37 protein-coding genes are annotated in these 24,464 nt (G+C 62.5%); 26 read left to right on the plus strand and 11 right to left on the minus strand.

Annotated elements, in window-relative coordinates:
* Nucleotides 1-11 precede the first annotated feature (11 nt).
* The 4 genes from NKH37_RS16980 to NKH37_RS16995 all read right to left on the minus strand — a co-directional run bounded on the left by NKH37_RS16980 (nt 12) and on the right by NKH37_RS16995 (nt 1,407).
* Complete coding sequence (locus tag NKH37_RS16980; protein ID WP_352482870.1) at nt 12-419, minus strand: PIN domain-containing protein; 408 nt, start codon at nt 417-419, stop codon at nt 12-14.
* Complete coding sequence (locus NKH37_RS16985; protein ID WP_023676182.1) at nt 409-639, minus strand: AbrB/MazE/SpoVT family DNA-binding domain-containing protein; 231 nt, start codon at nt 637-639, stop codon at nt 409-411. Before NKH37_RS16985 ends, NKH37_RS16980 begins: the two co-directional genes overlap by 11 nt.
* A gap of 100 nt (nt 640-739) precedes the next feature.
* Nucleotides 740-1,165, minus strand: a complete 426-nt coding sequence (locus NKH37_RS16990; protein WP_353005048.1) for a type II toxin-antitoxin system VapC family toxin — start codon at nt 1,163-1,165, stop codon at nt 740-742.
* Nucleotides 1,165-1,407, minus strand: coding sequence for a type II toxin-antitoxin system Phd/YefM family antitoxin (locus NKH37_RS16995; protein ID WP_352493885.1), 243 nt, complete (start codon nt 1,405-1,407; stop codon nt 1,165-1,167). The genes NKH37_RS16990 and NKH37_RS16995 overlap by 1 nt, the downstream gene beginning before the upstream one ends.
* A 199-nt stretch (nt 1,408-1,606) precedes the next feature.
* On the opposite strand from NKH37_RS16995, the gene NKH37_RS17000 reads away from it, so the two are divergent.
* The 6 genes from NKH37_RS17000 (at nt 1,607) to NKH37_RS17025 (ending at nt 4,087) form a co-directional block, all read left to right on the plus strand.
* Entirely contained in the window at nt 1,607-1,930 is a 324-nt protein-coding gene (locus NKH37_RS17000) for an ArsR/SmtB family transcription factor (RefSeq protein ID WP_023716560.1), read from the plus strand.
* Nucleotides 1,927-2,337, plus strand: a complete 411-nt coding sequence (locus NKH37_RS17005; protein ID WP_353005047.1) for an SRPBCC family protein — start codon at nt 1,927-1,929, stop codon at nt 2,335-2,337. The genes NKH37_RS17000 and NKH37_RS17005 overlap by 4 nt, the downstream gene beginning before the upstream one ends.
* A gap of 74 nt (nt 2,338-2,411) precedes the next feature.
* Nucleotides 2,412-2,804 (plus strand): VOC family protein, encoded by a 393-nt coding sequence (locus NKH37_RS17010; RefSeq protein ID WP_353041238.1) that lies wholly within the window; start codon nt 2,412-2,414, stop codon nt 2,802-2,804.
* An 86-nt stretch (nt 2,805-2,890) separates the two neighbouring features.
* Entirely contained in the window at nt 2,891-3,121 is a 231-nt protein-coding gene (locus NKH37_RS17015; RefSeq protein ID WP_023716563.1) for a hypothetical protein, read from the plus strand.
* A gap of 4 nt (nt 3,122-3,125) precedes the next feature.
* Nucleotides 3,126-3,596, plus strand: coding sequence for a DUF1801 domain-containing protein (locus NKH37_RS17020; protein ID WP_023716564.1), 471 nt, complete (start codon nt 3,126-3,128; stop codon nt 3,594-3,596).
* A gap of 89 nt (nt 3,597-3,685) precedes the next feature.
* Complete coding sequence (locus NKH37_RS17025) at nt 3,686-4,087, plus strand: DUF1801 domain-containing protein (RefSeq protein WP_198030445.1); 402 nt, start codon at nt 3,686-3,688, stop codon at nt 4,085-4,087.
* Here NKH37_RS17025 and NKH37_RS17030 read toward each other — a convergent pair whose 3' ends face one another.
* Nucleotides 4,088-4,996 carry a dihydrodipicolinate synthase family protein gene (locus NKH37_RS17030; protein ID WP_352590435.1) on the minus strand — a complete coding sequence of 303 codons (909 nt, stop codon included), beginning with the start codon at nt 4,994-4,996 and terminating at the stop codon, nt 4,088-4,090. It lies immediately after the preceding gene.
* A gap of 265 nt (nt 4,997-5,261) precedes the next feature.
* Between NKH37_RS17030 and NKH37_RS17035 the strand changes: the two genes are divergently transcribed.
* From NKH37_RS17035 to NKH37_RS17060, 6 genes are all read left to right on the plus strand, one after another.
* Complete coding sequence (locus NKH37_RS17035; RefSeq protein ID WP_353005044.1) at nt 5,262-6,359, plus strand: Gfo/Idh/MocA family protein; 1,098 nt, start codon at nt 5,262-5,264, stop codon at nt 6,357-6,359.
* Nucleotides 6,360-6,370: 11 nt separating this feature from the next.
* Entirely contained in the window at nt 6,371-7,030 is a 660-nt protein-coding gene (locus tag NKH37_RS17040) for a ThuA domain-containing protein (protein WP_353005043.1), read from the plus strand.
* 157 nt (nt 7,031-7,187) lie between these two features.
* Nucleotides 7,188-8,387: a mannonate dehydratase gene (gene uxuA, locus NKH37_RS17045; protein WP_353005041.1), complete on the plus strand. Its 1,200-nt coding sequence runs from the start codon at nt 7,188-7,190 to the stop codon at nt 8,385-8,387.
* Nucleotides 8,384-9,298 (plus strand): PfkB family carbohydrate kinase, encoded by a 915-nt coding sequence (locus NKH37_RS17050; RefSeq protein ID WP_353005039.1) that lies wholly within the window; start codon nt 8,384-8,386, stop codon nt 9,296-9,298. The genes uxuA and NKH37_RS17050 overlap by 4 nt, the downstream gene beginning before the upstream one ends.
* A gap of 96 nt (nt 9,299-9,394) precedes the next feature.
* Nucleotides 9,395-10,177: an SDR family NAD(P)-dependent oxidoreductase gene (locus NKH37_RS17055; RefSeq protein WP_353005037.1), complete on the plus strand. Its 783-nt coding sequence runs from the start codon at nt 9,395-9,397 to the stop codon at nt 10,175-10,177.
* A gap of 76 nt (nt 10,178-10,253) precedes the next feature.
* A complete protein-coding gene (locus NKH37_RS17060) occupies nt 10,254-11,039 on the plus strand; it encodes a GntR family transcriptional regulator (protein ID WP_352590418.1) in 786 nt (261 codons plus the stop codon).
* A gap of 17 nt (nt 11,040-11,056) precedes the next feature.
* Here NKH37_RS17060 and NKH37_RS17065 read toward each other — a convergent pair whose 3' ends face one another.
* Genes NKH37_RS17065 through NKH37_RS17075 form a run of 3 tightly spaced genes read right to left on the minus strand, consistent with a single transcriptional unit; the run spans nt 11,057 to nt 11,598 of the window.
* Nucleotides 11,057-11,242, minus strand: coding sequence for a hypothetical protein (locus NKH37_RS17065; protein WP_353005036.1), 186 nt, complete (start codon nt 11,240-11,242; stop codon nt 11,057-11,059).
* An 8-nt stretch (nt 11,243-11,250) separates the two neighbouring features.
* Nucleotides 11,251-11,379 (minus strand): hypothetical protein, encoded by a 129-nt coding sequence (locus tag NKH37_RS17070; protein ID WP_353005034.1) that lies wholly within the window; start codon nt 11,377-11,379, stop codon nt 11,251-11,253.
* A gap of 6 nt (nt 11,380-11,385) precedes the next feature.
* Nucleotides 11,386-11,598 carry a DUF2934 domain-containing protein gene (locus NKH37_RS17075; protein WP_353005031.1) on the minus strand — a complete coding sequence of 71 codons (213 nt, stop codon included), beginning with the start codon at nt 11,596-11,598 and terminating at the stop codon, nt 11,386-11,388.
* 227 nt (nt 11,599-11,825) lie between these two features.
* Here NKH37_RS17075 and NKH37_RS17080 point away from each other — a divergent pair, with 227 nt between their 5' ends.
* The 9 genes from NKH37_RS17080 (at nt 11,826) to NKH37_RS17120 (ending at nt 18,230) form a co-directional block, all read left to right on the plus strand.
* Nucleotides 11,826-12,215 carry a hypothetical protein gene (locus NKH37_RS17080; protein WP_245278505.1) on the plus strand — a complete coding sequence of 130 codons (390 nt, stop codon included), beginning with the start codon at nt 11,826-11,828 and terminating at the stop codon, nt 12,213-12,215.
* Entirely contained in the window at nt 12,212-13,432 is a 1,221-nt protein-coding gene (locus NKH37_RS17085) for an NRAMP family divalent metal transporter (protein ID WP_353005029.1), read from the plus strand. The genes NKH37_RS17080 and NKH37_RS17085 overlap by 4 nt, the downstream gene beginning before the upstream one ends.
* Nucleotides 13,432-13,794, plus strand: coding sequence for a hypothetical protein (locus NKH37_RS17090; protein ID WP_353005027.1), 363 nt, complete (start codon nt 13,432-13,434; stop codon nt 13,792-13,794). Before NKH37_RS17085 ends, NKH37_RS17090 begins: the two co-directional genes overlap by 1 nt.
* Nucleotides 13,794-14,132 (plus strand): hypothetical protein, encoded by a 339-nt coding sequence (locus NKH37_RS17095; protein ID WP_023716577.1) that lies wholly within the window; start codon nt 13,794-13,796, stop codon nt 14,130-14,132. Before NKH37_RS17090 ends, NKH37_RS17095 begins: the two co-directional genes overlap by 1 nt.
* Before the next feature lie 24 nt (nt 14,133-14,156).
* Complete coding sequence (locus NKH37_RS17100; RefSeq protein ID WP_353041240.1) at nt 14,157-15,455, plus strand: SDR family oxidoreductase; 1,299 nt, start codon at nt 14,157-14,159, stop codon at nt 15,453-15,455.
* Complete coding sequence (locus tag NKH37_RS17105; RefSeq protein ID WP_353005024.1) at nt 15,455-15,928, plus strand: DUF2269 family protein; 474 nt, start codon at nt 15,455-15,457, stop codon at nt 15,926-15,928. The genes NKH37_RS17100 and NKH37_RS17105 overlap by 1 nt, the downstream gene beginning before the upstream one ends.
* A gap of 360 nt (nt 15,929-16,288) precedes the next feature.
* Complete coding sequence (locus NKH37_RS17110) at nt 16,289-16,927, plus strand: hypothetical protein (RefSeq protein WP_353041242.1); 639 nt, start codon at nt 16,289-16,291, stop codon at nt 16,925-16,927.
* Nucleotides 16,924-17,319, plus strand: a complete 396-nt coding sequence (locus tag NKH37_RS17115; RefSeq protein WP_352590405.1) for a phage holin family protein — start codon at nt 16,924-16,926, stop codon at nt 17,317-17,319. Before NKH37_RS17110 ends, NKH37_RS17115 begins: the two co-directional genes overlap by 4 nt.
* Nucleotides 17,316-18,230, plus strand: a complete 915-nt coding sequence (locus NKH37_RS17120; RefSeq protein WP_352789699.1) for a hypothetical protein — start codon at nt 17,316-17,318, stop codon at nt 18,228-18,230. Before NKH37_RS17115 ends, NKH37_RS17120 begins: the two co-directional genes overlap by 4 nt.
* A gap of 311 nt (nt 18,231-18,541) precedes the next feature.
* Here the strand turns inward: NKH37_RS17120 and NKH37_RS17125 are convergent, their stop codons facing one another.
* The 3 genes from NKH37_RS17125 to NKH37_RS17135 form a co-directional block, all read right to left on the minus strand.
* Nucleotides 18,542-19,063 (minus strand): ferritin-like domain-containing protein, encoded by a 522-nt coding sequence (locus NKH37_RS17125; protein WP_352482843.1) that lies wholly within the window; start codon nt 19,061-19,063, stop codon nt 18,542-18,544.
* Between the two features lie 80 nt (nt 19,064-19,143).
* A complete protein-coding gene (locus tag NKH37_RS17130) occupies nt 19,144-19,575 on the minus strand; it encodes a zinc-binding metallopeptidase family protein (RefSeq protein WP_352590399.1) in 432 nt (143 codons plus the stop codon).
* A gap of 9 nt (nt 19,576-19,584) precedes the next feature.
* A complete protein-coding gene (locus NKH37_RS17135) occupies nt 19,585-20,670 on the minus strand; it encodes a M20/M25/M40 family metallo-hydrolase (protein WP_353005020.1) in 1,086 nt (361 codons plus the stop codon).
* Nucleotides 20,671-21,122: 452 nt separating this feature from the next.
* Between NKH37_RS17135 and NKH37_RS17140 the strand changes: the two genes are divergently transcribed.
* The 5 genes from NKH37_RS17140 (at nt 21,123) to pqqE (ending at nt 24,404) form a co-directional block, all read left to right on the plus strand.
* Nucleotides 21,123-21,221, plus strand: coding sequence for a pyrroloquinoline quinone precursor peptide PqqA (locus NKH37_RS17140; protein WP_352482840.1), 99 nt, complete (start codon nt 21,123-21,125; stop codon nt 21,219-21,221).
* An 87-nt stretch (nt 21,222-21,308) separates the two neighbouring features.
* Complete coding sequence (gene pqqB / locus NKH37_RS17145; RefSeq protein ID WP_023716587.1) at nt 21,309-22,241, plus strand: pyrroloquinoline quinone biosynthesis protein PqqB; 933 nt, start codon at nt 21,309-21,311, stop codon at nt 22,239-22,241.
* Complete coding sequence (gene pqqC, locus NKH37_RS17150) at nt 22,238-22,996, plus strand: pyrroloquinoline-quinone synthase PqqC (RefSeq protein WP_352638925.1); 759 nt, start codon at nt 22,238-22,240, stop codon at nt 22,994-22,996. Before pqqB ends, pqqC begins: the two co-directional genes overlap by 4 nt.
* Nucleotides 22,993-23,289, plus strand: coding sequence for a pyrroloquinoline quinone biosynthesis peptide chaperone PqqD (pqqD, locus tag NKH37_RS17155; protein WP_023716589.1), 297 nt, complete (start codon nt 22,993-22,995; stop codon nt 23,287-23,289). The genes pqqC and pqqD overlap by 4 nt, the downstream gene beginning before the upstream one ends.
* Entirely contained in the window at nt 23,259-24,404 is a 1,146-nt protein-coding gene (pqqE, locus tag NKH37_RS17160) for a pyrroloquinoline quinone biosynthesis protein PqqE (RefSeq protein ID WP_051409553.1), read from the plus strand. The genes pqqD and pqqE overlap by 31 nt, the downstream gene beginning before the upstream one ends.
* Nucleotides 24,405-24,464 lie beyond the last annotated feature (60 nt).

Consider the following 24,464-nt stretch of genomic DNA (forward strand, 5'->3'; position numbering starts at 1 on the left):
AATGAGCGAGATCAACCCGCAACGCGAAAGGGATTAACGATGCGCAAGCCATCGCCGAGCGCCATTCCGTGCTGCATATCCTCTGACAAAAGTGTATCGCAGCCAGCGTGAATCGCCGCGGACGCGATCATCGCGTCATAGGTAGAAAGGCTGTACCGCTCGGCGAGCCTCAATCCTGTTTCGTGGGTCTCGAGCGTGAGCGGATGAACCGTCAACAGGCCGCGCAGCGTGGTCAGCAGCGCATGCGTGTCGGTCCATGACATTTGCATCTTCCGACGCGCGACGTTGGCGAGTTCGTTGAGAACCTGCACGCTGATCGCCCCGCCAGCAGCGATGGCCGCCTCGGCCCGATCAGCCTTCGCCGTATCGCTTGACGCGATATAAAGTAGGACATTGGTATCAAAAAAACTAACGGGCATTCGCCTCGTCCCGATCGAATTTGAAGTCAGCGGGGAGCCGACCACGGAAGGCGCGGAGACGCTTCAGCAACTCCTCGCGCCCGGGCTTCCGCGCCACGCCAAGCTGGCGGGCGTCAGCGACATGGATTTCGATCTCATCGCCTTCCCTGAGTTCAAGCGCTTCGACCACAGCGGCGGGAAGGCGGACCGCGAGACTGTTTCCCCATTTGGCGACCTGCATGCCACTTCCTCTCCTAGATATACGCCAGGAGAAATGTATATCCAGAAGTGGTCGAGATCAAGGCAACTCGGGATATATGCATTTGAAGGAGGAGCCTTGATCATGCCAGCAACTGCGTCGGCACGCCGAGTATCGGCCCTGCCTCGGCGAGCCGCTGGTCGAGGGTTCGCACCGTGGCGCCATGCTCGGATGCCGTCGCGAGGTGCAGGGCGTCGCCAGCACGAAGCCCGAGCGTATGCTGATCGGCGAATTTCGCGGCGACCCGAAAATGCCCGCCCGTCACCGGCAGCACGGTGAAGCTCTCGGCGACCAGCTTGTTGAACATCGCGAGCGCTGCTGCGCGCTGCTCCAGGTCAATCTGTCCGGTCCGAAGCTTGATCGCCATGGCGGAGGACATCTCGGTGATGGTCCAGTCGCTGATCACAAGTTGCACTGGGTCCTGCTCCGCCAGCCAGCCCTGAACGCGCGCGGTCATGGCTTCGTTGGATAGCGCTGCTACAATCAGCGAAGTGTCGAGATAAAGCATCAATAGCGATCGCCATCTCGCATCGATCGCACCAGATCGGCGGCGGCCTGAGCCTGCAGAGGCATGGTTGCGGTCAGGGATTGGAGCAGGACGGCGTCGATCCGCCTGCGGGGGCGGGCCACAGCCGTGAGTCGGGCGACCGGCTTGCCGCGCCGGGTGATGTCGATCGAGTCTCCAGCCTCGACCCGGTCGACGAGCTCGCTCAGATGTGCCTTGGCGTCCGCCAGATTGACCACGTCCATGTCACGCTCCTGACCATGTAGATGGTCATATAGCGCATCACGCTTAACGATTCCAGCGCAGAGTACGGCGAATGAGCAACTGGCTGCGTGAGCGAAGCAGGTGATCGCTCCTGCAACGAGAATTATGCCGCTTTCCGCTTGACTAATACATATCCCAATGGTTATACATCGATCAATAGCCGAAGGGTTATCGATCCCAATGCCAAACGCTCACGATGTACTCTTCAGAACGCTTGCCGATCCGACTCGGCGCGCTATTTTTGAGCGACTGTGTCGCGAAGGAGAGCAGACGGTCGGGGCTCTGACGGCTCAGGCCGGAATTTCGCAACCGGCCGTGTCGAAGCATCTCGGCGTTTTGAGACAGGCCGGGCTCGTGCGCGACCGCCATGCAGGACGACAGACCCACTATAGCGCGCAGCTTGCTGCGCTTGCCCCCCTGATCGACTGGACAAGCCAGATGACCGGGTTTTGGCAGAGCCGGTTCGACGACCTCGAAGACCTGCTCAAAAGGATGGACCAGTGAACCGAACGTCGACCGAAACACTCTCCGTCGTTGTCGAACGGGAGATCGCCTATCCGCCCGAGAAGATTTGGCGCGCGCTCACGCAACCACACTTGATCGAGGAGTGGCTCATGAAAAACGACTTCAAGCCTGTCGCGGACCACCGTTTCAACCTTCACGCAGAGTGGGGCGCTGTCGAATGTCAGGTCCAGACGGTCGAGCCGAACAGAACGCTGACTTACACGTGGGATACCAAGGATCTCAAGAGTGTCGTCTCCTGGACCCTCACCCCCACGAGTACCGGGGTCCGCTTGCGCATGGAGCAGTCGGGCTTCCGGCCGGATCAGCAGCCTTACTTCCGGGGTGCCAAAGTCGGCTGGCCGAGGTTCTTTGACGATCTGGAGCAGGTTCTGGCGCGGACGGACTGAGGTCCGCGGGCGCTATTCAAGCACGGGCTCTGTTACAGAGCGGCAGATGGCGGGGCGATAATGGAGGCAAGCCAATGAAGATCAAGTTGATCAAAGTATACGTGGATGACCGGGAAAAGGCTCTGGGCTTTTACACCGAAACGCTCGGCTTTACCAAGAAGGCCGATTTCAGCAATGGGCCGTTTCGCTGGCTGACCGTCGCATCACCCGACGAGCCGGACGGTGCCGAGCTGCAACTCGCGCTCAATGACAACCCGGCCGCAAAGACCTACCAGAAAGCCATGTTCCAGCAGGGCCAGCCCGCGGTCATGTTCTTCAGCGACAACATCAAGGGCGACTACGAGCGTATCAAAGCGCGCGGCGCCGAATTCACCATGCCGCCGACCGAAGTAACCGGCTCGACCATCGCCCAGCTGAACGACGGCTGCGGTAATCTCGTTCAAATCACCCAGCTGGCGCGCTGGTAAGGCACGCGTTCAGTGGCGTGGCTGCCCGGCGGGAGTCGCCAAACGGGCCGCCGATCCGCTTCGGTTCGTCTTCAGAGGAGGTCTCAATGGATTGGAACAAATGGGTTCGGCAGATCCACCGCTGGCTGTCGATTATCTTTGCGGCGGTCGTCGCCGCTATCTTCATCAGCCTGGGAGCAGGCAAGGAACCCGCCTACTGGGTATACCTTTTGCCGCTGTTTCCGCTCGGCTTGCTCCTGCTTACCGGTCTGTACATGTTCGTGCTGCCTTACGCTCCCAAGTGGCGCAACGCAGGGGGCACCGGCGCATTGGAGTGAACGCATGGCCAACAAGACGTCCATCAGGTCATTGGCGGTCGCGAAGAAGCCCGCCGCCAACCCTGCCGCTGCCAAGCCGGTCCTCCTCGCAGGCGGCAACCCGCAGATAGCGAAGGCCGATGGCGACGCCCCTGTGCAAGCCTACATCGCGGCCATGCCGGGCTGGAAACGCGACGTCGGGCGCCGCCTCGACGCGCTCATCGTGCGCAGCGTGCCCAACGTGCGCAAGGCCGTCAAATGGAACTCGCCCTTCTATGGCGTAGAGGGTCAAGGCTGGTTCCTCAACTTCCATTGCTTCACAAAGTACATCAAGCTGGCTTTCTTCCGCGGCGCGTCGCTGCATCCTGTCCCTCCAGGCGAGTCCAAGCACAAGGACGTGCGCTACCTCGATATCCGCCAGGACGACCAGCTGGACGAAACTCAACTGGCCGCCTGGGTGAAGCAAGCCAGCCAATTGCCGGGCGAGCGAATGTGAGTGGGAATGCCAGTCATTCCCGCAAACCAGGTGCCGACTAGCGGTATTCATGTGACGGGCGAGCGGCAACAACCCTAGGGAAAGCGACAATGACGATGAAGAGTGGCTCGATGGAAGGAAATGCAGGCAACTCTCCCTCTCAGCTGATAGATGCGAGGATCAGCGAGCTGGGCGATTGGCGAGGCCAGACGCTTTCGCATGTCCGCGCTCTCGTCAAGCAGGCCGACCCGGAAGTGGTCGAGGAGTGGAAGTGGCGAGGCGTTCCGGTGTGGTCGCACGCCGGAATAATCTGCACTGGCGAGACCTACAAGAACGTCGTGAAAGTGACCTTCGCAAAGGGCGCCTCGCTGCAGGACCCTTCAGGCCTGTTCAACTCCAGCCTCGAAGGCAACACCAGGCGCGCCATCGATATCCGTGAGGGCGAGGCTATAGATGAGAATGCGTTCAAGGCGCTGATACGCGCTGCTGCCGCCCTGAACGCTGCCCGATAGTCAGCTCCGGCCGATATGGTCGGCCAGCGGGCCGAGAGCGGCGAGCAAAGCTTCGCCGCTGGTCTGCGTTGCATTCTCGTGCGGCGCGCGCAGGTTCAGCCAGCGCCTGTCGCCCGATCGTGCTGACAGGACCGCCTTCATCGCAGCGATGAGGCCGGCATCCTGGATGATTTTGCGGAACGCCTTGATGCCGGCCTCCGCGTCAGTAATGTCCTCTCCCGCCAGCGTTGCGTCATAGAGGGCCCGGATCGCTGCCGCATTCAGATTGACCGTCGCCGAGATGCACCCCGCAGCACCGTTGGCGAGGCCTTTCGTCAGCTGTGCTTCCGAGCTCGGAAACACCGCGACCTTTGGGGCTGCCGCAATGACCGCCGCGGTGTTGTTCCAGTCACCGGCACTGTCCTTGTAGGCCACCACGACATCGGGAAACGCTTCGCTCAGCCGGGCGGTCAGCGCCGGGCTCACCGGTACGCCGGAATTCTGCGGGATGTGGTAGAGGATCATCCTCATCGCCGGGTTCGCCACCCGTTCGATCAGCTCGCTGTAGTAGCGGGCCTGTCCGTTGTCGCCGGCGGCCGTATAGAAGAACGACGGCAGCACCATCACCCCGGCACAGCCGAGACCGACCGCATGCGCCGTCAGCTCGACGGTTTCGGCAAGTGCTGTGACACCGGTGCCGGGCATCAGATGGCTTGGCGAAATGCCGGCCTCGACCAGCCACTCCAGCGCTTGCATGCGCTCGCGCAACGAGACGGACAACGCCTCGCCCGTGGTACCGAACGGCGACAGGAAATGCGCTCCCTGATCCAGCACCCACTTGGCGTGTGATATCCAGAGGTCGCGGGCAATGCGGCCGTCGTTTTCGAACGGCGTCAGGATCGGTGCGATGGTTCCTTGTGGGCGGATCATGTGCGTCCTTCTACCGGTGAAAATCGGTGCAGTGCTCAACGCCGGCATCAAGAATGTCGAGCAAGCTACATGAAGCAGTGTTGCTGAGTACCGGGCGTTCGACCTCGAAAGCAAGCGGCTCGCGCATAGGCGCGCGATTGTGATCGGGCCGCGGTTCTGAGGCTCTCGAGGTAAATCCTTTTCACGGGACAACATCGCCTGGCCGAAAAGGGGGTGACAAACGAGTTCTGCTGTTTCATCAATGCCGCCTTTTGAGGAGAAGCCCATGCGGAGGATCGGTGTCGGCATCATTGGCTGCGGCAACATTTCAGACGCCTATCTGAAGGCGTCGCCACAATTCCCGGTGCTCGACATTGTCGGCGTCACCGACATCAACCGGACGGCAGCTGAGGCCAAGGCAGCGGCCTACGGCCTGGCTGCCATGCCGATCGAGGCGCTGTTAGCCGATCCCCGCGTCGAGATCGTGCTCAACCTGACCACGCCGCAGCATCACGTGCCGGTCGGTTTGCAGGCTGTCGGGCAAGGCAAGCACGTCTACTCCGAGAAGCCGCTAGCAACGACGCTCAGCGACGCGGAGCGGCTCGTCGCGGCCGCACGCGAAAAGGGCGTGCGTATCGGCTGCGCACCCGACACCTTTCTTGGCGGCTCCCACCAGACGGCGCGGCGGCTGGTCGATGAGGACACCGTTGGAAGCATTGTCGCCGGCTCTGCCTTCATGCAGGTGCCCGGCCACGAGCTCTGGCATCCCAATCCAGATTTCTACTATCAGCCCGGCGGTGGGCCGATGCTCGACATGGGACCGTACTATCTGACCTGCCTGGTCAATCTCCTAGGCCCGGTAAAGTCGGTGACCGGGCAGGCGAAGTCATCCTATGCCACTCGTACCATCGGTTCTGGACCGCGCCAGGGCGAAACCATCCAGGTCGAGGTGCCGACCCATATTTCCGGCCTGCTCGCATTCGAGAATGACGCGGCGGTGTCGATCACCACCAGCTTCGACGTCTGGAAGCACGATCACAATCACATTGAGCTCTACGGCACCACCGGCTCGATGATCGTCTCCGACCCCAACCAGTTCCAGGGCGACGTCAGGACGAGCCAGCGCAAGGGCGACTGGACGGTGGCCGATCAGATCCATTCCTATGGCGACGGCAATTACCGGGGCCTCGGCCTCGCCGACATGGCGCAGGCGATCGTCTCCGGCAGGCAACACCGCGCCAGCCTCGATCTTTCCCTCCATGTCCTGGAAATCATGGAATCGATCATCTCTTCAGCAGAGATAGGCCAGCGTATCGACCTGAGATATGGCTGCGCCCGGCCGGCGCCGATGCACGCCGATCTGCCTTTCGGAATTCTGGAATAGGGAATAATGCGATGAGCAAGACGGCACTGATTTTCTGGGGCGGCTGGGAAGGTCACACCCCGGCCCGAAGCGCCGAAATCGTCAAGGAGATGCTGACCGGCAACGGCTTCGACGTGCGGCTGGAGCAGGGGACCTCGGCACTCGCCGATCCGCAACTGGGCAAGCTCGATCTCATTGTCCCGGTGATCACCATGTCGACGATCGAAAAGCCGGAGCTGCAAAACCTGACTAGCGCCGTCGGGGCCGGCACCGGCCTTGCGGGCTTTCACGGCACGATGTGCGACAGCTTCCGCAACGAGCCGGAATACCAGTTCATGACCGGCGGCCAGTGGGTCGCCCATCCCGGCAACATCATCGACTATCACGTCGATATCACCAGTCCAGACGATCCGATCGTGCAAGGCATCGATAGTTTCGCCTACCGTTCTGAGCAGTATTACATGCATGTCGATCCGACCAACGCGGTGCTGGCGACAACGACGTTTACCGGCGAGCATCTCGCCTTCATCGCCGGCGTCGTCATGCCGGTCGTCTGGAAGCGCCGCTACGGCAAGGGCCGCGTCTTCTATAGCGCGCTCGGCCACACCGCCGATGAGTTCGCCGTGCCGCAAATGCGCACGATGTTCGAACGCGGCGCGATTTGGGCCAGCCGAAACTCGGACCTTGCGTAGCCGTTCGATCTGAACGCCAGGTGTCGTTGCAGTCTTTTCAAGGAGCAAAGCCGCCCCCGACGGTATCTCGCAGGGTCCCCGAACTGCAATCGATTGACTGCCATGGTAGCATCCAATACACCACCGGTCATCGGGGAATTCCGCAGTTGGGGGTCGAATGGAGCAGACGTGGCGATGGTTTGGCCCGGGCGATGCGGCAACGCTTGCCCATGCCAGGCAGGCCGGCGCGACCGGCATCGTGACGGCACTGCACGACATCCCTTACGGCGAAGTCTGGCCGATCGACGCCATCAGGCACCGCCAGGCGCTGATCGAGGCGGATCCGGCGATGGGCCTGAAATGGAGCGTCGTCGAGAGCGTCCCCGTGCACGAAGACATCAAGCTCGGCCGCGGCGATCTTGACCGGCTCTACGACAATTTCAGGCAGACCTTGCGCAATCTCGGCGCCTGCGGCGTGCGCACGGTCTGCTACAACTTCATGCTGATCCTCGACTGGACCCGCACAGACCTGGCTGCGCCGCTGCCGGGCGGCGGACGGGCGCTCCGCATGAACATGCACGAGCTTGCCGCATTCGATTGCTACATGCTGCAGCGCAAGGGATCGGAGCGCGACTATGCGTCCGATGTTCTCCAGCGGGCAAGCGAATGGTTCGAGACGACGCCGGACACGGCAAAAGAGCGTCTGCTCGCCAACATCATGGCCGGCCTGCCGGGCGCCTTCAAGCGCTACGACATAGCGGAATTGCGCGAAGTGGTTGCCGAGCAGTCGAGCCTGTCGCACGACCGGCTGCGCGAGAACCTCGTCCGTTTTCTCGAAAACGTGTTGCCGGCCGCCGAAGAGGCGGGCGTCACGCTGGCGATCCACCCGGACGACCCGCCGCGCGATCTCGTCGGCCTGTGCCGGATCGTCAAGAACGCCGACGACATTGCCTTTATCCTGGATGCCGTGCCATCGGCCCATAGCGGCCTTACTTTGTGCACAGGGTCGCTGGGCGCCAATCCGGCCAATGACCTGCCTGCCATCGCCAGGCGCTTTGCGCATAGGGTCAAGTTCGTGCATCTGCGCAATGTTAGCAAGGACCCGGACGGCTCGTTCATGGAATCCGAGCATCTGAACGGCGATGTCGACATGGTTTCGGTGGTCTCGGTCTTGCTCGACGAGCAGCAACGCCGTCGCGACGCCGGTGAACCGGCGGCGCTGCTGCCGTTTCGCCCGGATCATGGCCACGAACTGATCGATGACGCCGCGCGGCACACCCATCCCGGCTACCCCGTCGTCGGCCGTCTTCGCGGCCTTGCCGAACTGAGAGGCGTGATGAGGGCGATTGCCCATCAGCGCGGCTACCGGCTGCAATGACGGCGCCCCGCCTGCTCTGCGTCGGCGCGCTCACCTACGACACGATCTTGCGCCTCGATGTCCTGCCCTCCGGCGCCGGCAAGTTCCTGCCAAGCGAGGCCGTGCAGATCGCGGCCGGCATGGCGGCCAGCGCCGCCGCGTCGGCCAGCCGCCAGGGCGGGCAGGTCTGGCTATGGGCAAGCGTCGGCGACGATGCCGTCGGCCGCGATGTCATTGGCCAGATGGAGGCGGAGCGGGTCGACTGTTCGCTGGTGCGCAGGGTCGAGGGTGGCCGCTCGGCCATTGCCACGATCCTGGTCGATGCCGCCGGCGAGCGTATGATCGTGCCCTTCTACGATGCCGTCACGCAAGCCGATCCGGACCGCCTTCCACCCGCGGATTTTTCCCAGTTCGACGCCGTGCTGGTCGATGTCCGCTGGCCCGGAGCCGCCGCCCTCGCGCTGGCGAAAGCTCGTGAATACGGCATTCCGGCGGTCCTTGACGCAGATGTCGCGTCGCGACCGGTGCTGGACCGGCTGCTGCCGATCGCCTCGCATGTCGTTGCTTCGCTGCCGGCGGCACGCATCCTTTGCGGTTCGGAGATATCCGCCGGTTCTGCCGTTGCTATCCTCGGCGAACGGACCGGCGCCTTCGTGGCCGTCACCGATGGGGCGAACGGCACCGCGTTCCAGCACCCGGGTGGCAATGATGTCCGTCACCTGCCGTCGCCGCGGGTCGAAGCCGTCGACACCCTGGCGGCAGGCGACGTGTTTCACGGCACCTTCGCCCTCGGTCTGGCCGAAGGTTGGGACGAAGAGCGGGCCATAGCAGTGGCCAGCGCCGCCGCCGCGCTGAAATGCCTGCGCTTTGGCGGACGTCTTGGCGCACCGACGCGCGCGGAAACGCTGGCTTTCCTACAAGGATCTGCATGATGCCGAACACGCTTGGGCCGGCTCGTGGGAAAAGAGCACGTCAAGTGGCGATCGACTACCATGGTAGTCGATCGGCAACTGTTCTTGGGAGGATAAATGGCTGAATTCAGAAAACGCGCGCTGGTTACCGGCGCGGCCATGGGCATCGGCCGTGCCGTCGCCGAAAGGCTGGCCGAGCAAGGCGTCGACCTTATCCTGTTCGACCGGGCGGGCGATCAGCTGGATGAGGTAGCGGCAGAACTTTCAGCGCGCGGCGTGACCGTGCGCACCGTGCTTGGCTCAACCGCCGACACAGAAGCCTGCGGCCGCGCCGTCGAGCTTGCCCGGTCCGTGTTCGGCGGGCTCGACATGCTCTCCCACAATGCCGGCATCCAGCGTTACGGAACAGTGGAGACTACGGACGAGGCGCTTTGGGACGAGGTGATGAACGTCAACCTCAAGGCTGCCTACCTGTTGTCGCGTGCGGCGATGCCGCTGCTGCGCCAAAGCCGCGGTGCCATCGTCCATATGAGCTCGGTGCAGGGCCTGGCCAGCCAGGAAGGAGTTCTGGCCTACAGCACGGCCAAGCACGGCCTGATCGGCCTCGTCAAATCGATGGCCGTCGACTACGCGCCCCTCGGCGTGCGCGTCAATGCCGTCGCTCCGGGCGCCGTCGACACGCCGATGCTGCGGGATGCGGTCAAGCTCAACGATAAGCCCGACGAGATACTGCGCATCCTCGACAACATGCATCCGCTCGGCCGCACCGCCCGACCGCAAGAGATTGCCGCCGTCGTTTCCTTCCTGCTGTCCGACGATGCCTCCTTCGTCACCGGCGAGGTCGTGCGCGTCGATGGCGGGCTGCTGGCGCGCATCGGCGGTTCTCCGCGCAAGGAATAACGCCGGCGCTGTTCTTGCTGCTGCGCAGGCATTTCATGAACGGCTTGAAACTGCAGAGCCTATAAGGGGATCGCCGATGGCAGGGCTTTTGGGAATGCGGACCCTCACCGAGGGGCGGCTGGGCGAAACCGGCCCCGGCGCTTCAGTTGCGGCCAGGACGTTCGAGGTCCTGCTCGACCAGATCCTGACCTTCCGCCTGAAGCCGCACGAGCTGATTTCTGAAAAGGCGATGTCGGAAGCCCTCGGCGTGAGTCGCACACCTGTCAGGGAGGCGCTCGCCCGGCTGGCCGGTCTTGGCTTGATCGACATCTATCCGCAGCGCGGCAGCATGGTGGCGCCGCTCCGGATCGCCGATCTCGAGAAATCGCAGTTCCTGCGCGAATCGCTCGAAGTCGGCCTGATCAATCGTGCGGTCGAGAGCCTGCGCCGTGCCGACCTGCTTGCCGTGCTCAAAGGCGAACTGGCGGTCCAGGAGACGTTCGCCTCCATTGCGGACGACAGGCGCTTCTTCAAGTCGGACGAGCTGTTCCACCAGCACATCGCCAGCCATGCCGGGTTCCCCGGAATCTGGGCCGACATCAGCGCGGCGAAGCTGCACATGGACCGCTTCCGCTTTCTGTCTTTCCCGCGCCTCGACAGCATGTCGGTGGTCCTCGGCCAGCATCGGCGGATTGTCGATGCGCTCGAGCAGGCCGACGCGCTTGCGGCAGAAGAAGCAATGCGAACGCATCTTCGCCGTATCTTCGAGGTCCTCGAAATCGTCCAGGAGCGCTATCCCCATTATTTCGAGGCAAACGGCCCTGCGGGAAAGAGGACCGAAGCAGATGGCGGCAGTTCGGTCGAACGTCAACCAGCGGTGTGAGCCCGCGGTCAGCCGGCTCAATCCAAGCCTGAGCCTTTCTTGCGCTCTTCCGAAGGCGTTTTGGTCTTGCTGCCGGATTTGTCGGAAGTTGGCTCGGCTTTGCGATTCTGACCCTCGCCGCCTTGCTCCTTGCGGAGCTGCTTTTCCACTATCGATCGCGATCCTTCCGCCGGGTCTTGTTCAGGAGCATCGGTTCCCGTCATGTCGGCTACTATTCATTTTGATCAATTGCGTGCGGCGTGGGCTGACCTCCGCCGCCGGTTCTGTCGCGCCCAATCATCAGCCAGGCGGCGAACAGCACGACCAGGACGACCACGATCCAGGCGACGAGACGAGGCATTGGGCCTCACCTCCCCCGCCGCTTGCTTCCGCGCGCCTCGGGATTGGAGCCGGCCCCGACCGTTGGATCGGGCACGACCGGACCGCGTTCGGCCTCGGAACCCTCAGCTTCGATCTCCTGCACGGCCTGATCCCAATGCTCGCGCTCGCGTCCTTGCGGACGGCCTTCGCGCTCCCAGATCTCATGGGCTCGCTGCCTGATACGCTCTTCCCTGTCCATGGCCTTTGCCTCCTCGTCACCTAATCCGGCGATCGCTGGTTTGTTCCGCGCTGCCAGCGCCGTTCCTCCGGTTCAGTTGACGTGATTACCGGGCGCTCTAGATCAAACTTCACGCCGAAGTCGCTTGGTGCGGGGAGAACAATCGTGTGGCAGCAACGCTACGAGCACGTATTGTAAATGCCGTTACAGCCGTCGGTCTTCGACCAGACCGCCTGTGCTTGCTGCTGATGATATCTGTACTGACGGCATGCACGTCTTCCGACCAAGTCGAGCAGCAGTCGAAAATCGCGGCTTCCGCCACACAGACCGCATCGCTGGTCCTGGAGGCTTGGGTCGCTGGGGCAGCCCCTTCGAAATACACGTCGCGCACGTTGCAATCGGTCGGCAAGGCGCTCGCCGATGCCGGTGCGCAAATCCAGTCCGCCAAGTCGCCTGAGCCCAGCGAGCAAGCCGGTCTGACGACGGCGGTCGGACAGCTTTCGGCGGCGGTAACACGCGCAGCGACCGCAGTGCAGAACGGCAACCGTTCGGACGTGGAACACGCGCAACAGGATCTGCGGGCCGCCGCCGCCGATCTGAGCGCATCCTACGCCAGATATTTCGCGCCGAAATCATGAAGAAGCTACTCGAAATTTCGCTCGGCGTCGTCACCAGCGTTGGCGGCTTTCTCGAGGTCGGATCGATGGCGACCGCAGCTCAGGCCGGCGCGGCGTTCAGGTTCCAGCTGATATGGGCCGTCGTCCTGGGCACGATCTGCATCATCTTCCTGGTCGAAATGGCCGGACGCTTCGCCGCCGTTAGCCATCACACCATCGCCGACGGGATCCGGGAACGGTTTGGCTTCAACGCCTTTCTGTGGCCGTTGCTTGCGACTTTGCTGGTCAACTTCCTGGTCATGGCAGCCGAAATCGGCGGTGTTGCCATTGCGCTCGAGCTCGCCACCGGCATCGACTTTCAGTGGTGGGCGCTGCCGGTCGCTTTTCTGGCATGGCTGTTCCTTTGGAAAGGCACGTTCGGATTCATCGAAAAAGGCGTCGCGGTCCTCGGGCTGGTCACGCTGTGCTTCGTGGTTGGCGCCGTCATGCTGAAGCCCGATTGGGGACAGGTTGCGGCCGGTGCCGTGCCCACTCTGCCCGAGCACGACGCGGCCAATTACTGGTTCATGGCGGTCAGCATTCTTGGTGCGTCGATCTCGCCCTATTTGTTCATGTTCTATTCGTCGGGAGCGATCGAGGGCCAATGGGACAAGAGCTATCTCGGAGCCAATCGGGCCATTGCCGGCTTGGGCATGTGTTTTGGCGGCACAATCGCTATCGGTGTGTTGATCGTGGCAGCGCTGGTGCTGGCGGCGCACGGCATTGAGCAGATCGACGACTACCACCAACTGCCGCTGATGCTGATTCCGATCTTCGGTTTCTGGGGGTTCGTCCTGTTCGTTGCTTCACTAGGCATAGCTTGCTTCGGTGCCGCGCTCGAAATCGGGCTGCAGCAAGCGTACCTTGTGGCGCAGGGTTTCGGCTGGACCTGGGGCGAGGACCTGAAACCGCGCGACGATCCCGGCTTCAGCACCGTCTATACGATCTCGTTGTTTCTCGCCGCCATTCCGATCGCATTGGGTCTCGATCCGCTGAAGCTCACCATCTTTTCCATGGCTCTGACGGCCGCCAGCCTGCCGCTGACCGTGGTTCCGTTCCTCTTCCTGCTGAACGACGAGCGTTATGTCGGCGAGCACCGCAATGGCCTGATCGCGAATGCCGCGGTCATCTTCATCATAGCGCTCGGTTTCGTGCTCGCAGTCGTGACTATTCCTTTGCAGATATTCGGAGGCACTTGATGGATTTGCTGCGCGACATCCTGGACAAGCAAGTGGTCGACCGCGAGCAGGTCAAGATCGGCAAGGTGGACGGGCTGGTGGCCGAACTCAGGCCAGGCAAGCCGCCAAAAATTATTGCGGTCGAGCTCGGTTCGATCACGCTGGCGCGCCGGCTTGGCGAGTGGCCCGGGCGCTGGATGGCGCGGCTTGCGGCAAGGCTCGGCGGCAGGCGCCATGCCGAGCCGCACCGCATCGCATGGAACAAGGTGCGCGACATCGGCGTCGACATCGAGTTCGATATCGACGTCCGCGAAACGGCGATTTTCGACTGGCAGGACTGGCTGCGCGATCATGTTATTGGGCGTATCCCGGGAGCTGGATGATGGCCACCGTCAATCTTGAGCAATTGGCTGGCAGGAATGTGCTTTCGCAGCGCGGCAAAAGCATCGGCCATATCGAGGAGATACGCGCCGAACCGGATGGCGATGACCTCGTGGTTACCGAGTACCATGTCGGCATCTACGCAGCATTCGAGCGCCTGTCCGCTTCGGCCATCGGCATTGCGGTCCTCGACGTCTTTCGAATGCGCAGTCGCGACAGCATGTACCGCATTCCCTGGGACAAGCTCGACATCTCCGACCCGGCGCGGCCGCGGTTGTTATGCACGGAGGAAGAACTTTCCGCTATGAAGGGGAGTATCGAGGGCGATAAGCGGGAATGAACGATACTGTCCCGCCGTCGGAGAATGGGGTCCAGTGTGAAAGTTCTGGTTGCCGGCGCCACCGGCCTGATCGGTGCCTCGGTCGTCGCACGCCTTCTTTCCGAAGGGCATGAGGTGATCGGCTTGGTCCGCAGCCCCGGCGCAAACCGGGCCGGCAATTATCAGTTGCTGGTGCTGGACATGGCGGTGGCGCTGCAGCCCGAAGACTGGTTGCCGCATCTCACGGGCATCGACGCCGTCGTCAATTGTGCCGGCGTTCTGCAGGACAGCCCCCGTGAAAAGACGCGGGAAGTCCATCGCGATGCGGCGGCAGCACTCTTCCTCGCCTGTGCGAGGGTAGGGGTTGCCCGGGTGATCCACTTCTCGGCGATAGGCGTCGATCGGGCGCAGCCTTCGACGTTCTCGGCGACGAAACTGGCCGGCGACCAAGCGCTAATGGCGCTTGATCTGAACTGGGTGATCCTGCGCCCGTCCGTGGTGCTCGGGCGGCCGGTGTTTGGAGCCAGCGCATTGTTTCGGGGTCTCGCCTCGCTGCCGGTGCTGCCGTCCATGCCCGGCACCGGCCGGCTCCAGGTGGTACAACTCGACGACGTGGTCTCAACCGTCGTCTTCCTTCTCGCTCCCGCCAGTCCGTCTCGCGTCGTGCTGGAACTTGTCGGTCCCGAACAGCTGACCCTGGACGAGGTCGTCGGCAGCTATCGCCGATGGCTCGGCTGGGCCCCAGCGGCCACGTTTGTGCTTCCGGAACCGCTTGCGAGCCTCCTCTACCGCCTCGGCGACTTTGCCGCGATGTTCGGCTGGCGCCCACCAATGCGCACCAACGCGGCCAGGGAGATCGCCCGAGGGGCGGTTGGAGATCCCTCCAACTGGACCGCCTTGACCGGCATACGGCCGCAAACCCTGGCGGGTTTCCTCGCGCTCAATCCAGCAACGGTGCAGGAAAAATGGTTTGCCCGCCTGTATTTCATCAAGCCTGCGATCTTCGTCGTCCTGCCCTTCTTCTGGATCGTGACGGGTGTTGTGTCGCTGACCACCGGCTATAACGGTGGCATCGATCTGATGCAAAGCACCGGGGCTGGCATCTTGTCGGCACCTACCGTGATCGTCGGCGCTCTGGCCGACATCGCCATCGGCGCGCTCATAGCTTGGCGGTCGACGACGCGAAAAGGCCTCTATGGCGGCATCGCGCTCTCGCTCCTCTACTTGGCCGTCGGAAGTTTCCTGCGCCCGGAGCTGTGGAACGAACCGCTTGGGCCGTTCCTCAAAGTGTTGCCGATTCTGGTGCTGCACTTTGTGGCGTTGGCAGTGCTGGAGGAGCGTTGATGCTCTATTTCCTGCTGAAATTTCTGCATGTCATCGGCGCAGCCGTGCTGCTTGGCACCGGCGCCGGCATCGCTTTCTTCATGCTGCTCGCCCACAGGACGGGCAATACGTCAACGGTTGCGGCGGTGGCGCGCATGGTCGTCGTAGCCGACTTTCTTTTCACAGCGACGGCCGTCGTCGCGCAGCCGCTGACGGGCGCCGCGCTCGCCTGGCAGGCAGGCTACTCGCTGTGGGAAGGTTGGATCGTGCTTTCGATCGCGCTCTATGTCTTCACCGGAATGTTCTGGCTCCCGGTCGTCTGGATGCAGATGGAGATGCGCGAGCTGGCCTCGCAAGCCGCCGCTGCAGGCGCGCCGTTGCCGCCACGGTATCATCGGCTCTTCTGGCTGTGGTTCGCCTTCGGCTTCCCCGCCTTCGCTGCCGTACTCGGAATTTTCTGGCTGATGATCGCGCGGCCTGCGATTGAGTGGTAGGTCGCAGGCAGGTCCCACTGCGATAATGCCCAGTCAAAGCACTGCGGAAAAATTCCCGGCCCATGCAGCGCGAATATCTGCCGGAACGGACCTGCGTCTCGACCTGTAAGTCGCACCGGAGTCCGGTCTCGTATCATTTCCAACCGCGCTCACCGCCATCGGCACAGGACAAGATCCCGTCTTAAGGCTGGTTAGGCTTCGCTTACCAAAAAAGATGACGTCTGAGGGAACACGGGAAGCACAGGCAAGTTCGGTGCGCAGTGGAGGAGATTGCGCCATGAACAGTGTTATTTATCTCATCGGCCTCGTCGTCGTCGTGCTTGCGATCCTCTCCTTCCTCGGATTCCACTAGGAGACACCATGCAGGACCAGGACGATCAGGGCCGTCAGACGGCCGATTTCGAGACAGCCAGAAGCGAGCTTTCGGAAAGACTACAACGGGAAAAGCAGACCGCGACGGAAGCGCTCCACGATGCGCGTGACGAGATCACCAGGAAAGCGGGAGATTACGCTTTGGAAGCAAAGCAAGCGTTGTTTAACAAGGCGGAGGGAACGCAGCGCGACGTGAGCGCCAATCTCAAGGCCTTCAGCGGCGCATTGCGCGCGGCAAGCGAGCATCTTGCCAACAATGATCAACGGACCGCTTCGAAATTCGCCCTTGACGCCGCAGGCGGGCTCGATCGGCTTTCCTCGTCCCTGAAGGATAAACCGTTCGACGAGGTGCTTGGCGAAATTCAGTCGTTCGGACGCGAAAACTCGGGCGCGCTGATCGCCGGTTCGGTATTGGCAGGCCTGGCGTTGGGACGGTTCATCAAGAGCTCGCCACCCTCTGCCCAAACCGGAGCACCGGGCCAGTCGGAAACAGGCCGGGCGCCCGAGACGGGTCCTCGCTCGAATGAGTTCGGATGGCAATCGGCAGAGGCAGTTGAGCCGGCCCCGCTAGGATCCGATCAGTCCGGCGATGACTGGGCCAATGCAAGCCTGGAGCGAAACCCATGACTGACAATCAGGACACTCGCAGCCTGACAACCCTTGTCAGCGATCTGGCACAGCAGGTCACAACACTGCTTCAAACCGAAAGCAGGCTGTTGCGGGCTGAAATGTCGGAAAAGGTAAGCAAGGTCGGCGCCGGCGCCGTGGAGGTAATGGGAGGCGTCATTTGCCTGCTTGCCGCCCTGATGGTGCTTTTGCAGGCGCTGGTGATTGCCTTGGCGAGCGCCGGCCTGGGAGCCGGATGGTCCTCGCTGCTCGTCGGCGTCGTGGTGGCAGTACTGGGCGTCATACTCTTGCGCTCGGGCAAGGCAAGCATGGCTCCCTCCGAGTTGACCCCCGACCGGACACAAGACCAACTTAAACGCGACGCACGCGTGATCAAGGAACAGATAAGATGACCGAGAAATCCGCAGCCGAGTTGGAACGCGATGCTGATATTGCGCGCGCCAGAGTGGCAGATACCGCAGACACGATCCGCAGCAAGATGACACCGGGCCAACTGATCGACGAATTCACCGGGATGTTCAGCGGCGAGGGATCCGCCATGCTCAGCAATCTTAAGACTCAGGTCAGGGACAATCCGTTGCCGCTTACATTGGTCGGCGCGGGCCTAGCCTGGCTGATGCTTGGCAAGGGCACGTCGGTAGACAGTTCAGCACTTGATGCCTATTCGACCGGCAGGGAGCCTGACGGCACCCGAAACTTCTCTGACCAGAGGGGCTTGGGCGGGGCCTGGCAGGACTCACGCGGCGATGAGTACGGTGCCGAGGGCGAAGGTTCCGCCGGCTCCATGCTCTCCGATGCCGCTCGTTCGGTTGCGTCCGTGGCAGGCGGTGCGACTGAGGCTGTGGCAGACGTTGCGAGCGGCGCCAAAGAAAGATTGAGAAGCACAGCCGGGCACGTCGGCTCGGCCGCCACCGATATGACGGGGCGGGTGCGGCAGTCGGCGCAGGACCTGTTCCAGCGCGAACCTCTGGCAATGGCCGCGGTGGGCCTTGCCGTGGGCACAGCCATCGGCGTGATGCTGCCTCACACCGCCGCGGAAGACGCGCAACTCGGCCCTTACCGCGACAAGCTTCGTGACAGTGCCGAAGAAGTCTTTGAAGAAGGCGTGGAGCAAGCCAAGCAGGTTGCCGCCGAAGCATATGAGACTGTAAAGGAAGAGGCTGACCGACAGGGTTCCAGCGGCGACGCCGAGACGTTGGTCGACCGCGTCGAGAAAGTCGTGAAAAAGACGGCAAGCAAAACCGAGGAAGCCATTCGCGATCGTTTGCCGGAGACCGACGAGTCTCCCAAATCGACGTCATAGCGCTGCCACCGGTCGTTCCTGGTGATTTCGACCGCGGGTCGCCTTGCGGTGGGAACATCGAAGTCGGCCAGGAGTCCGCAACCTTCCGCAGACAAATGGGATCGCGGCGTTCAAGCCATCAGAACCGGGGCGCTCCGATCCGTTCGGATTCTTAGCTCTGAATCCGTTCGGTTCTTCGGGCTCCAAGGAAGCGTGTCTGGCCGACGCGTGGCGCGCGGTCCTTAGCAGCACTTCCGATCCCAGAAAAAACAACCACCCCGTCAATTCGGCTGGGGTGGTTGTCAGGAATTCCTCTTCCCCAGCGGGGCGGCCTAACTCTTGGCGGTCTCTCCCGCCTCACGCAGCCTGGCGTATTGCAAGGTGACGGCGCGAAGGTTCTGCTTCAACCAGTCGGCCATTTTTTCTTCTTCGCTGAGATTCTGCTGAAGAGAGTTGGTTGCCTGACTAAACCCTCCGGCTTCGGCGAGTACGAGCAATGAGTTGTAGGCGGCGATCTCGTAATTTTCGAATGCAAAGTTGGCGAAGCTGTTCTTGAGGATTTCGTCGCCGGCTACGGAATGTCCCATCGCCGCCATGCTGCCGACCATCGACATGGCCGTGTCTTTCAATGTGGAATGGTCCTCGCCGAGGCCATCCAGAATGGATTCCAGCCGGGCGATCTGCCCTTCGGTCTCCGTGATATGCTGCTGCAGGCGATCGGCGACCTGCGGATAGTTCTCGATCCGCTTGACCTGAGGCTTCATGATCGAAAGTGCCTGGTTCTCCATGGCGTGGGCGTTGCGCAGCCCAACAATGAAGATCGAACGGGTTTCGGAGTTGACGTCAGTGTCCATAGATTTCCTCGCGATTTGATTTGTAGAACCAAACCTCGGCTTCGCCGATTTGTTCCTGGCGAGATTTGATGGACTCGTACCTATCCTTGCTCTTTAAGCAGCGCTGCACAAACATCGCTCACGACCTGCGGCAGGACGTCGAAAGCATAGCCGATGTGAAGCCGCTCAGGCGGCGTGTGGTAGTCTCGTCCCCACGGACCGATATTGATGGTGGGAATGTTGGCTAGCCCACCTGACTTCGGCCAGCGAATGCCGTCCCGCCACATCGGCGTGTTGCGGGCGACGACCTTGAGACCGGACTCGGCCGCCTCGCCAAAGAAGCTCATATCCGAGATGCCGGCGAAATAATCCGCACAGCCGATTGCCGAGCCATAGCGGGCGCTTGCGTCGGCCGCGACGTCCGAAGCGATCGCCCGCAGCCGCGCCGCTGCCGGCCGGTCCGAAAGGTTCGTCGGCAAGTAAGGTATCGAGCCGAAGCCGGTGACGATTGCCGGTCCCGGCAAGCGGCTCAATCGCCATGCCTAGTCGGTGACCAGCCGGCATTGCTCCGGCAGTGGAAGATCGCGGGCGGCAAGCGAAGCCCCAACGGCGCCAAGCCTCGATCTTGCCTCCGCGTCGAGACGGTCCAGCACTGCCTCGTAACGATGCAGGGGGATTGTTTCGAGGAGATCGATCGCGGCGCTGCCGTGCTGGAAGTGCCGCCGCCGCTTCAACTCCGCCAGGCAGGCCGAAGCAGCATCGGCGCAAAGCCGGTCGAAGCGTTCGAGCACCTCATCCGGCGTCCGGCGATAGCTCAGCACGTTGAAGGTGGCGAACGCCGCAGCCGGCGTGGTCGCGTCATAGCCGGACTTGCCGTCGCGAATGCTGAGCAGACTCGGCGGTGTACCCGGAAGCGACCGGGAGTCGTCGGTCAGCTCCGATGCCCATTCCACCCGGGCGGCTATGGCCGCGGCAATGGTCGCCGCATTCAGGCCACTCAACGGAAAGCCGCTATGCGCGGGAACGCCGACGACATGGGCCGTCGGAAGCAGCTTGCCGACCGTTCCAAGCGCGATGACGCGACCCTTGCTGCCGTCCCCGTCGTCGGCGATCGCATCGAGATTGATCGCCGCGAAAATGTCCAACTCGTGCTCGCCGGCTATCTCGGTGAGAACCTGTGCCGCTTTGCGCGCACCGGCAGAATTGTTCTCTTCGTCGGGAACCGCGATAAACAGAAAGTTTCCCGCCGCGTTGGTGCTTTCGGCGAATGCGGCGCAAACCGCCAGCCCGGCGGCCAAACCGGCCTTCATGTCGAGCAGCCCGCGGCCGGCGAGAAACTCCCCCGAGGCGAAGTCGTCCCGCGCCCGCCTCACGGCAGGCGCCTCGGCCATGGCCAAAGTTTTTCTTAGCGCTTGGGTGAGTTGTTGCGGCTGGGTGGCCAGATCCTCCAGATCGCCATAGTCGCGCGTCGTGATGGTGTCGTAGTGACCGGTCAGCACGATGGTGGCGCGGCCAGTACCGCGGACCAGCATCGCCACGCAATGGCGGCCATCTTCCGGCTCGACCTCTATGGTCCAGGTTCCGCGTGGCGAAACGCGGCTTCGCGGCGTAACTCGTCTGCCAGCCACGGGCCGAACGAGGCTTCGCCGCCGGTCCCGGTGACGCTCTTCTGCTCGGTCAATGCGATGGCCCAGCGCATGGCGCGCCCGGACAGGCTGCTTTTCGCCTCACCGTTCATCATTGTGCCCGATACAAGATGCAGGAGAACGAGCTTAGCGCCAGCAGGGCGATTTCCTCAAGAGTTGCGTTGCGCCGGCTTACATCCTCCTGGCTTCGTCAGAAGCCGGTTGTTTCACCGGGGCTTGCTTCTGGTCACAGGTGGCCGGCCGATGCTGTAAGCTTCGCGCGAACATCCGCCACCCCGGTTCCGCTTTCGGTTGATCTGTCTTTTCTTTGACGCGAGCGTCCGACGCCCAATCCGAAAGAGCATCCCTCGCATACCCTGTCGGGAACAAAGCTTGGGCTGCGTGCTTATGGGATTGGCTGCGGTATTTCCAAGGCAGCCAGATCGGAGAAAGACATGAAGAAGAAGACTTGGAAGAAGCCCGTCATGTGCGAAGTCGCGGCGGGAATGGAGATATCGCGCTATTTGCCTGCCGAAATCACCACAAAGAAATGACATTACGCAACCGGCGGGTACGGCATCGGCTGTGCTCGACCGGTTCGCGACATTGCTGGAATAGAGAAACGCGGAGTTTGTCACGGCGTGTGGATTAGGATCATCGGCTCCGCCGCGGGTGGCGGTTTTCCTCAGTGGAACGCCAACGACCGGCTGAACAGGGCCGCGCGGGCGGGTAATCCTGGGGTCCGCCCGCGTCTTCAGACGAGTGTTGCGGCATCTCCAGACGGGCGACGCTGGGTGCTTTTCAATGCCTCTCCCGATATCCGCCAGCAGATTGCTGAAAACCCTGAACTCCAACCGCATCCGGAGATGTCGGCACGCGCCACACCGCTGGCAGCCGTCGTCCTGACCGGCGCCGAGATCGACCAGATTTCGGGGCTCCTCAGCTTGCGTGAGCGGCAACCCTTCGCTCTTTATGCAACGGAGCAGGTTCTGGCGGTTATCGCCTCCAATTCGATCTTCGATGTCCTCGATGCTCAGATTGTTTCGCGCCGCTGCCTTCCTCCTGAAGGCTTCATCGATCTTTGCGATGCCGAGGGCGCGGAAATCGGCATCCGCATCGAGGTGTTTTCCGTTCCTGGCAAGGTGGCGCTCTTTCTTGAAGATGGCGGCCGACAGGATCCGGAGCTCCGTTCCGCCGATGGCGGCACGATCGGGGTTCGTCTGATGGAGGGGAGCCGCTCGCTGCTCTTCATTCCCGCTTGTACAGCCGTCGATGAATCGCTGCGGCAACGGATTGCCGGCGCCGACATGGTTCTCCTCGACGGCACAGTGTTCACGGACGACGAGCTGATCACGGCCGGCGTGGGCGTGAAGACCGGCGCGCGCATGGGACACATCGCCATGTCCGGACCGAACGGTGCGATCGCATGTCTGAACCACCTGCCGGTCGACCGCCGGATTTTCATCCATATCAACAACACAAATCCGGTTCTGGACGAGGAATCGCCCGAACACGCGGCGGTGCGCGCAGCTGGATGGGAGATTGCGCAAGACCGGATGGAGCTCATGCTGTGAACGATTTTTCCGACGTGGTCGGCCGCGGCCTCAATGAACAAGATTTGCGCACAGTCCTTCTGCAGGTCGGCCGCGAGCGTTATCACAACCGACACCCCTACCATCGCAGAATGGTGGAGGGAGCGATGTCGAAGACCGAGCTGCAGGCCTGGGCGCTCAACCGCTACTGCTATCAGGCGGCCATTCCGCGCAAGGACGCCACCATCCTGTCCCACGCCGAGGATCCGGCATTCAGGGCCGCATGGCGCAAGCGCATCGAGGACCATGACGGCGAGGACGGCCGGAGTGGCGGAATTGCGCGCTGGCTGCATCTCGCGACGTCGCTCGGCCTTGAGTCGGAAGAGGTGAAAAGCCAAAGGCTGGCGCTGCCGGCAACACGCTTCGCGGTGCAGGCGTATGTCAATTTCTGCGCGTCCCATACGCTGCTCGAAGCAGTTGCTTCCTCCCTCACCGAACTCTTTTCGCCCGATATTATCGCAGAACGCGTGCCAGCGATGCTGGCGCGATACGACTTCGTCAGGGCCGACACGCTCGCCTATTTCGATCGGCGGCCCGATCAGGCCGCACGCGATTCCGATTTCGCGCTGGGCTACGTGCTTCGCTATGCCGACACGCCGGAACGTCAGCAGAAGGTTGTCGACGCCTTGGTCTTCAAGTGCGATGTGCTCTGGGCGATGCTCGACGCGCTCGACTACGCATATGGGCATGACGGCGTCATACCCCCTGGCTGCTTCCGGCCGGAGACCAACGGATGACAGCGGACCGCCGGAGAGGGATTGTATCGGCGCAATCTCGCCCGCGCCTCGCGCCCTATGTACGCCTGCGTTTCGATCCCGTCCGGAATGCCTGGGCGGTGCTGGCACCCGAGCGCGTTCTGTGGCCCGATGCAATCGGACTGGACATCCTCCGGCGCTGTGACGGCAAGACGTCAATCAGTGCCATCGTGAGGGAGCTTGCTTGCGAATATGACGGTCAGGGCCAGGAAATCGACGCCGACGTCGGCGCCTTCCTGCAGGAATGGGCAGACCGGCTGTTGGTGCGGCTGTGACGCAGGCGCCGTTCCCTCCGATCGCGATGCTGGCTGAGCTGACGCATCGCTGCCCTCTGCAGTGCCCTTACTGCTCCAATCCCATTGATTTGCTGAAAGCCGACCGTGAAATGGAGACGGAACGCTGGCTCGACGTGTTCGAGCAAGTGGCGGCTATGGGCGTTCTTCAAGTGCATCTTTCGGGCGGCGAGCCGACGCTGCGCCGGGACCTCGAACAATTCGTGTCAACGCTGTCGCAAACCGGTGTCTACACCAACCTCATCACGGCCGGCGTCGGCCTTGCCGGCATCCGTCTGGAAGCACTTGCCAGCGCGGGGCTAGACCATGTTCAGGTGAGCTTCCAGGGTGCCAATGCCGAAACCACCGCGCGGATCGGACGCCATTCCGGCGCCCACGCGCAAAAGCTCGCTGCCGCCAGACATGCGCGGGCCCTCGGACTGGCGCTGACGATCAATGCGCCGATCCATCGGCACAACATCGCGGAAATTCCCGATTACATCGACCTGGCGCTCTCGCTCGGCGCCGAGCGGCTGGAGATTGCCAACGTGCAATATGCCGGCTGGGCGTTGCTCAATCGTCGCTATCTGCTGCCCGACGGCGCCTCGATAGAGCATCAGGTCGCGACCGTGGAGGCCGCACGGGCACGTCTTGTCGGCGTGCTGGAGATCGATTTCGTGGTGGCGGATCATTTTGCGACCTATCCCAAGCCCTGCATGGGCGGCTGGGGGCGCGATGCTTTCGTCATCGCACCGGACGGCTTGGTGCTGCCCTGTCATGCTGCGATGACCATTCCATCGCTGCGATTCGAGCGCTTCGGCTCTCGGCCGCTGGCCGACATTTGGCGGGACTCGCCGGCATTCAACGCCTTCCGTGGGACGGACTGGATGCTGGAACCCTGCCGCAGCTGCGAGCGCCGTGATGTCGACTGGGGCGGCTGCCGTTGCCAGGCGCTGGCGCTGGCCGGCGATGCTGCGGCGGCCGATCCCGTATGCGTCAGGTCGCCCCTCCATGCCCGGATGGCGATGCTGCTCGAGGAGACGCTTCCGCCGTCCGATGCGAGGACCGGCGGAGACCTCATCCCGCCCTTTGCCTTTCGCCGTATCGGCCGCACATGATCTCGATCAAGAGTCCGGGGCCACCCTCGTTCTCACTCGGCGGCTGGAAGGAACAGTCGA

The organism is Mesorhizobium sp. M1217, from assembly GCF_040318275.1.
Classification (GTDB): domain Bacteria; phylum Pseudomonadota; class Alphaproteobacteria; order Rhizobiales; family Rhizobiaceae; genus Mesorhizobium.

Excerpts from the sequence above, each read along its gene's own strand:
- NKH37_RS17100 (WP_353041240.1), top strand. The coding sequence starts at position 14,157 with ATGGGGTCCAGTGTGAAAGTTCTGGTTGCCGGCGCCACCGGCCTGATC.
- NKH37_RS17125 (WP_352482843.1), bottom strand. The coding sequence starts at position 19,063 with ATGGACACTGACGTCAACTCCGAAACCCGTTCGATCTTCATTGTTGGG.
- NKH37_RS16985 (WP_023676182.1), bottom strand. The coding sequence starts at position 639 with ATGCAGGTCGCCAAATGGGGAAACAGTCTCGCGGTCCGCCTTCCCGCC.
- NKH37_RS17050 (WP_353005039.1), top strand. The coding sequence starts at position 8,384 with ATGACGGCGCCCCGCCTGCTCTGCGTCGGCGCGCTCACCTACGACACG.
- NKH37_RS17025 (WP_198030445.1), top strand. The coding sequence starts at position 3,686 with ATGACGATGAAGAGTGGCTCGATGGAAGGAAATGCAGGCAACTCTCCC.
- NKH37_RS17110 (WP_353041242.1), top strand. The coding sequence starts at position 16,289 with ATGCAGGACCAGGACGATCAGGGCCGTCAGACGGCCGATTTCGAGACA.
- NKH37_RS17070 (WP_353005034.1), bottom strand. The coding sequence starts at position 11,379 with ATGCCTCGTCTCGTCGCCTGGATCGTGGTCGTCCTGGTCGTGCTGTTC.
- NKH37_RS16980 (WP_352482870.1), bottom strand. The coding sequence starts at position 419 with ATGCCCGTTAGTTTTTTTGATACCAATGTCCTACTTTATATCGCGTCA.
- NKH37_RS17040 (WP_353005043.1), top strand. The coding sequence starts at position 6,371 with ATGAGCAAGACGGCACTGATTTTCTGGGGCGGCTGGGAAGGTCACACC.
- pqqD (WP_023716589.1), top strand. The coding sequence starts at position 22,993 with ATGACAGCGGACCGCCGGAGAGGGATTGTATCGGCGCAATCTCGCCCG.
- NKH37_RS17120 (WP_352789699.1), top strand. The coding sequence starts at position 17,316 with ATGACCGAGAAATCCGCAGCCGAGTTGGAACGCGATGCTGATATTGCG.
- NKH37_RS17020 (WP_023716564.1), top strand. The coding sequence starts at position 3,126 with ATGGCCAACAAGACGTCCATCAGGTCATTGGCGGTCGCGAAGAAGCCC.
- NKH37_RS17035 (WP_353005044.1), top strand. The coding sequence starts at position 5,262 with ATGCGGAGGATCGGTGTCGGCATCATTGGCTGCGGCAACATTTCAGAC.
- NKH37_RS17060 (WP_352590418.1), top strand. The coding sequence starts at position 10,254 with ATGGCAGGGCTTTTGGGAATGCGGACCCTCACCGAGGGGCGGCTGGGC.
- NKH37_RS17030 (WP_352590435.1), bottom strand. The coding sequence starts at position 4,996 with ATGATCCGCCCACAAGGAACCATCGCACCGATCCTGACGCCGTTCGAA.
- NKH37_RS17075 (WP_353005031.1), bottom strand. The coding sequence starts at position 11,598 with ATGGACAGGGAAGAGCGTATCAGGCAGCGAGCCCATGAGATCTGGGAG.
- NKH37_RS17115 (WP_352590405.1), top strand. The coding sequence starts at position 16,924 with ATGACTGACAATCAGGACACTCGCAGCCTGACAACCCTTGTCAGCGAT.
- NKH37_RS16995 (WP_352493885.1), bottom strand. The coding sequence starts at position 1,407 with ATGGACGTGGTCAATCTGGCGGACGCCAAGGCACATCTGAGCGAGCTC.
- NKH37_RS17105 (WP_353005024.1), top strand. The coding sequence starts at position 15,455 with ATGCTCTATTTCCTGCTGAAATTTCTGCATGTCATCGGCGCAGCCGTG.
- NKH37_RS17090 (WP_353005027.1), top strand. The coding sequence starts at position 13,432 with ATGGATTTGCTGCGCGACATCCTGGACAAGCAAGTGGTCGACCGCGAG.
- NKH37_RS17010 (WP_353041238.1), top strand. The coding sequence starts at position 2,412 with ATGAAGATCAAGTTGATCAAAGTATACGTGGATGACCGGGAAAAGGCT.
- NKH37_RS17085 (WP_353005029.1), top strand. The coding sequence starts at position 12,212 with ATGAAGAAGCTACTCGAAATTTCGCTCGGCGTCGTCACCAGCGTTGGC.
- uxuA (WP_353005041.1), top strand. The coding sequence starts at position 7,188 with ATGGAGCAGACGTGGCGATGGTTTGGCCCGGGCGATGCGGCAACGCTT.
- NKH37_RS16990 (WP_353005048.1), bottom strand. The coding sequence starts at position 1,165 with ATGCTTTATCTCGACACTTCGCTGATTGTAGCAGCGCTATCCAACGAA.
- NKH37_RS17095 (WP_023716577.1), top strand. The coding sequence starts at position 13,794 with ATGGCCACCGTCAATCTTGAGCAATTGGCTGGCAGGAATGTGCTTTCG.
- NKH37_RS17015 (WP_023716563.1), top strand. The coding sequence starts at position 2,891 with ATGGATTGGAACAAATGGGTTCGGCAGATCCACCGCTGGCTGTCGATT.
- NKH37_RS17055 (WP_353005037.1), top strand. The coding sequence starts at position 9,395 with ATGGCTGAATTCAGAAAACGCGCGCTGGTTACCGGCGCGGCCATGGGC.
- pqqE (WP_051409553.1), top strand. The coding sequence starts at position 23,259 with ATGGGCAGACCGGCTGTTGGTGCGGCTGTGACGCAGGCGCCGTTCCCT.
- NKH37_RS17000 (WP_023716560.1), top strand. The coding sequence starts at position 1,607 with ATGCCAAACGCTCACGATGTACTCTTCAGAACGCTTGCCGATCCGACT.
- NKH37_RS17140 (WP_352482840.1), top strand. The coding sequence starts at position 21,123 with ATGAAGAAGAAGACTTGGAAGAAGCCCGTCATGTGCGAAGTCGCGGCG.
- NKH37_RS17080 (WP_245278505.1), top strand. The coding sequence starts at position 11,826 with ATGATATCTGTACTGACGGCATGCACGTCTTCCGACCAAGTCGAGCAG.
- NKH37_RS17065 (WP_353005036.1), bottom strand. The coding sequence starts at position 11,242 with ATGACGGGAACCGATGCTCCTGAACAAGACCCGGCGGAAGGATCGCGA.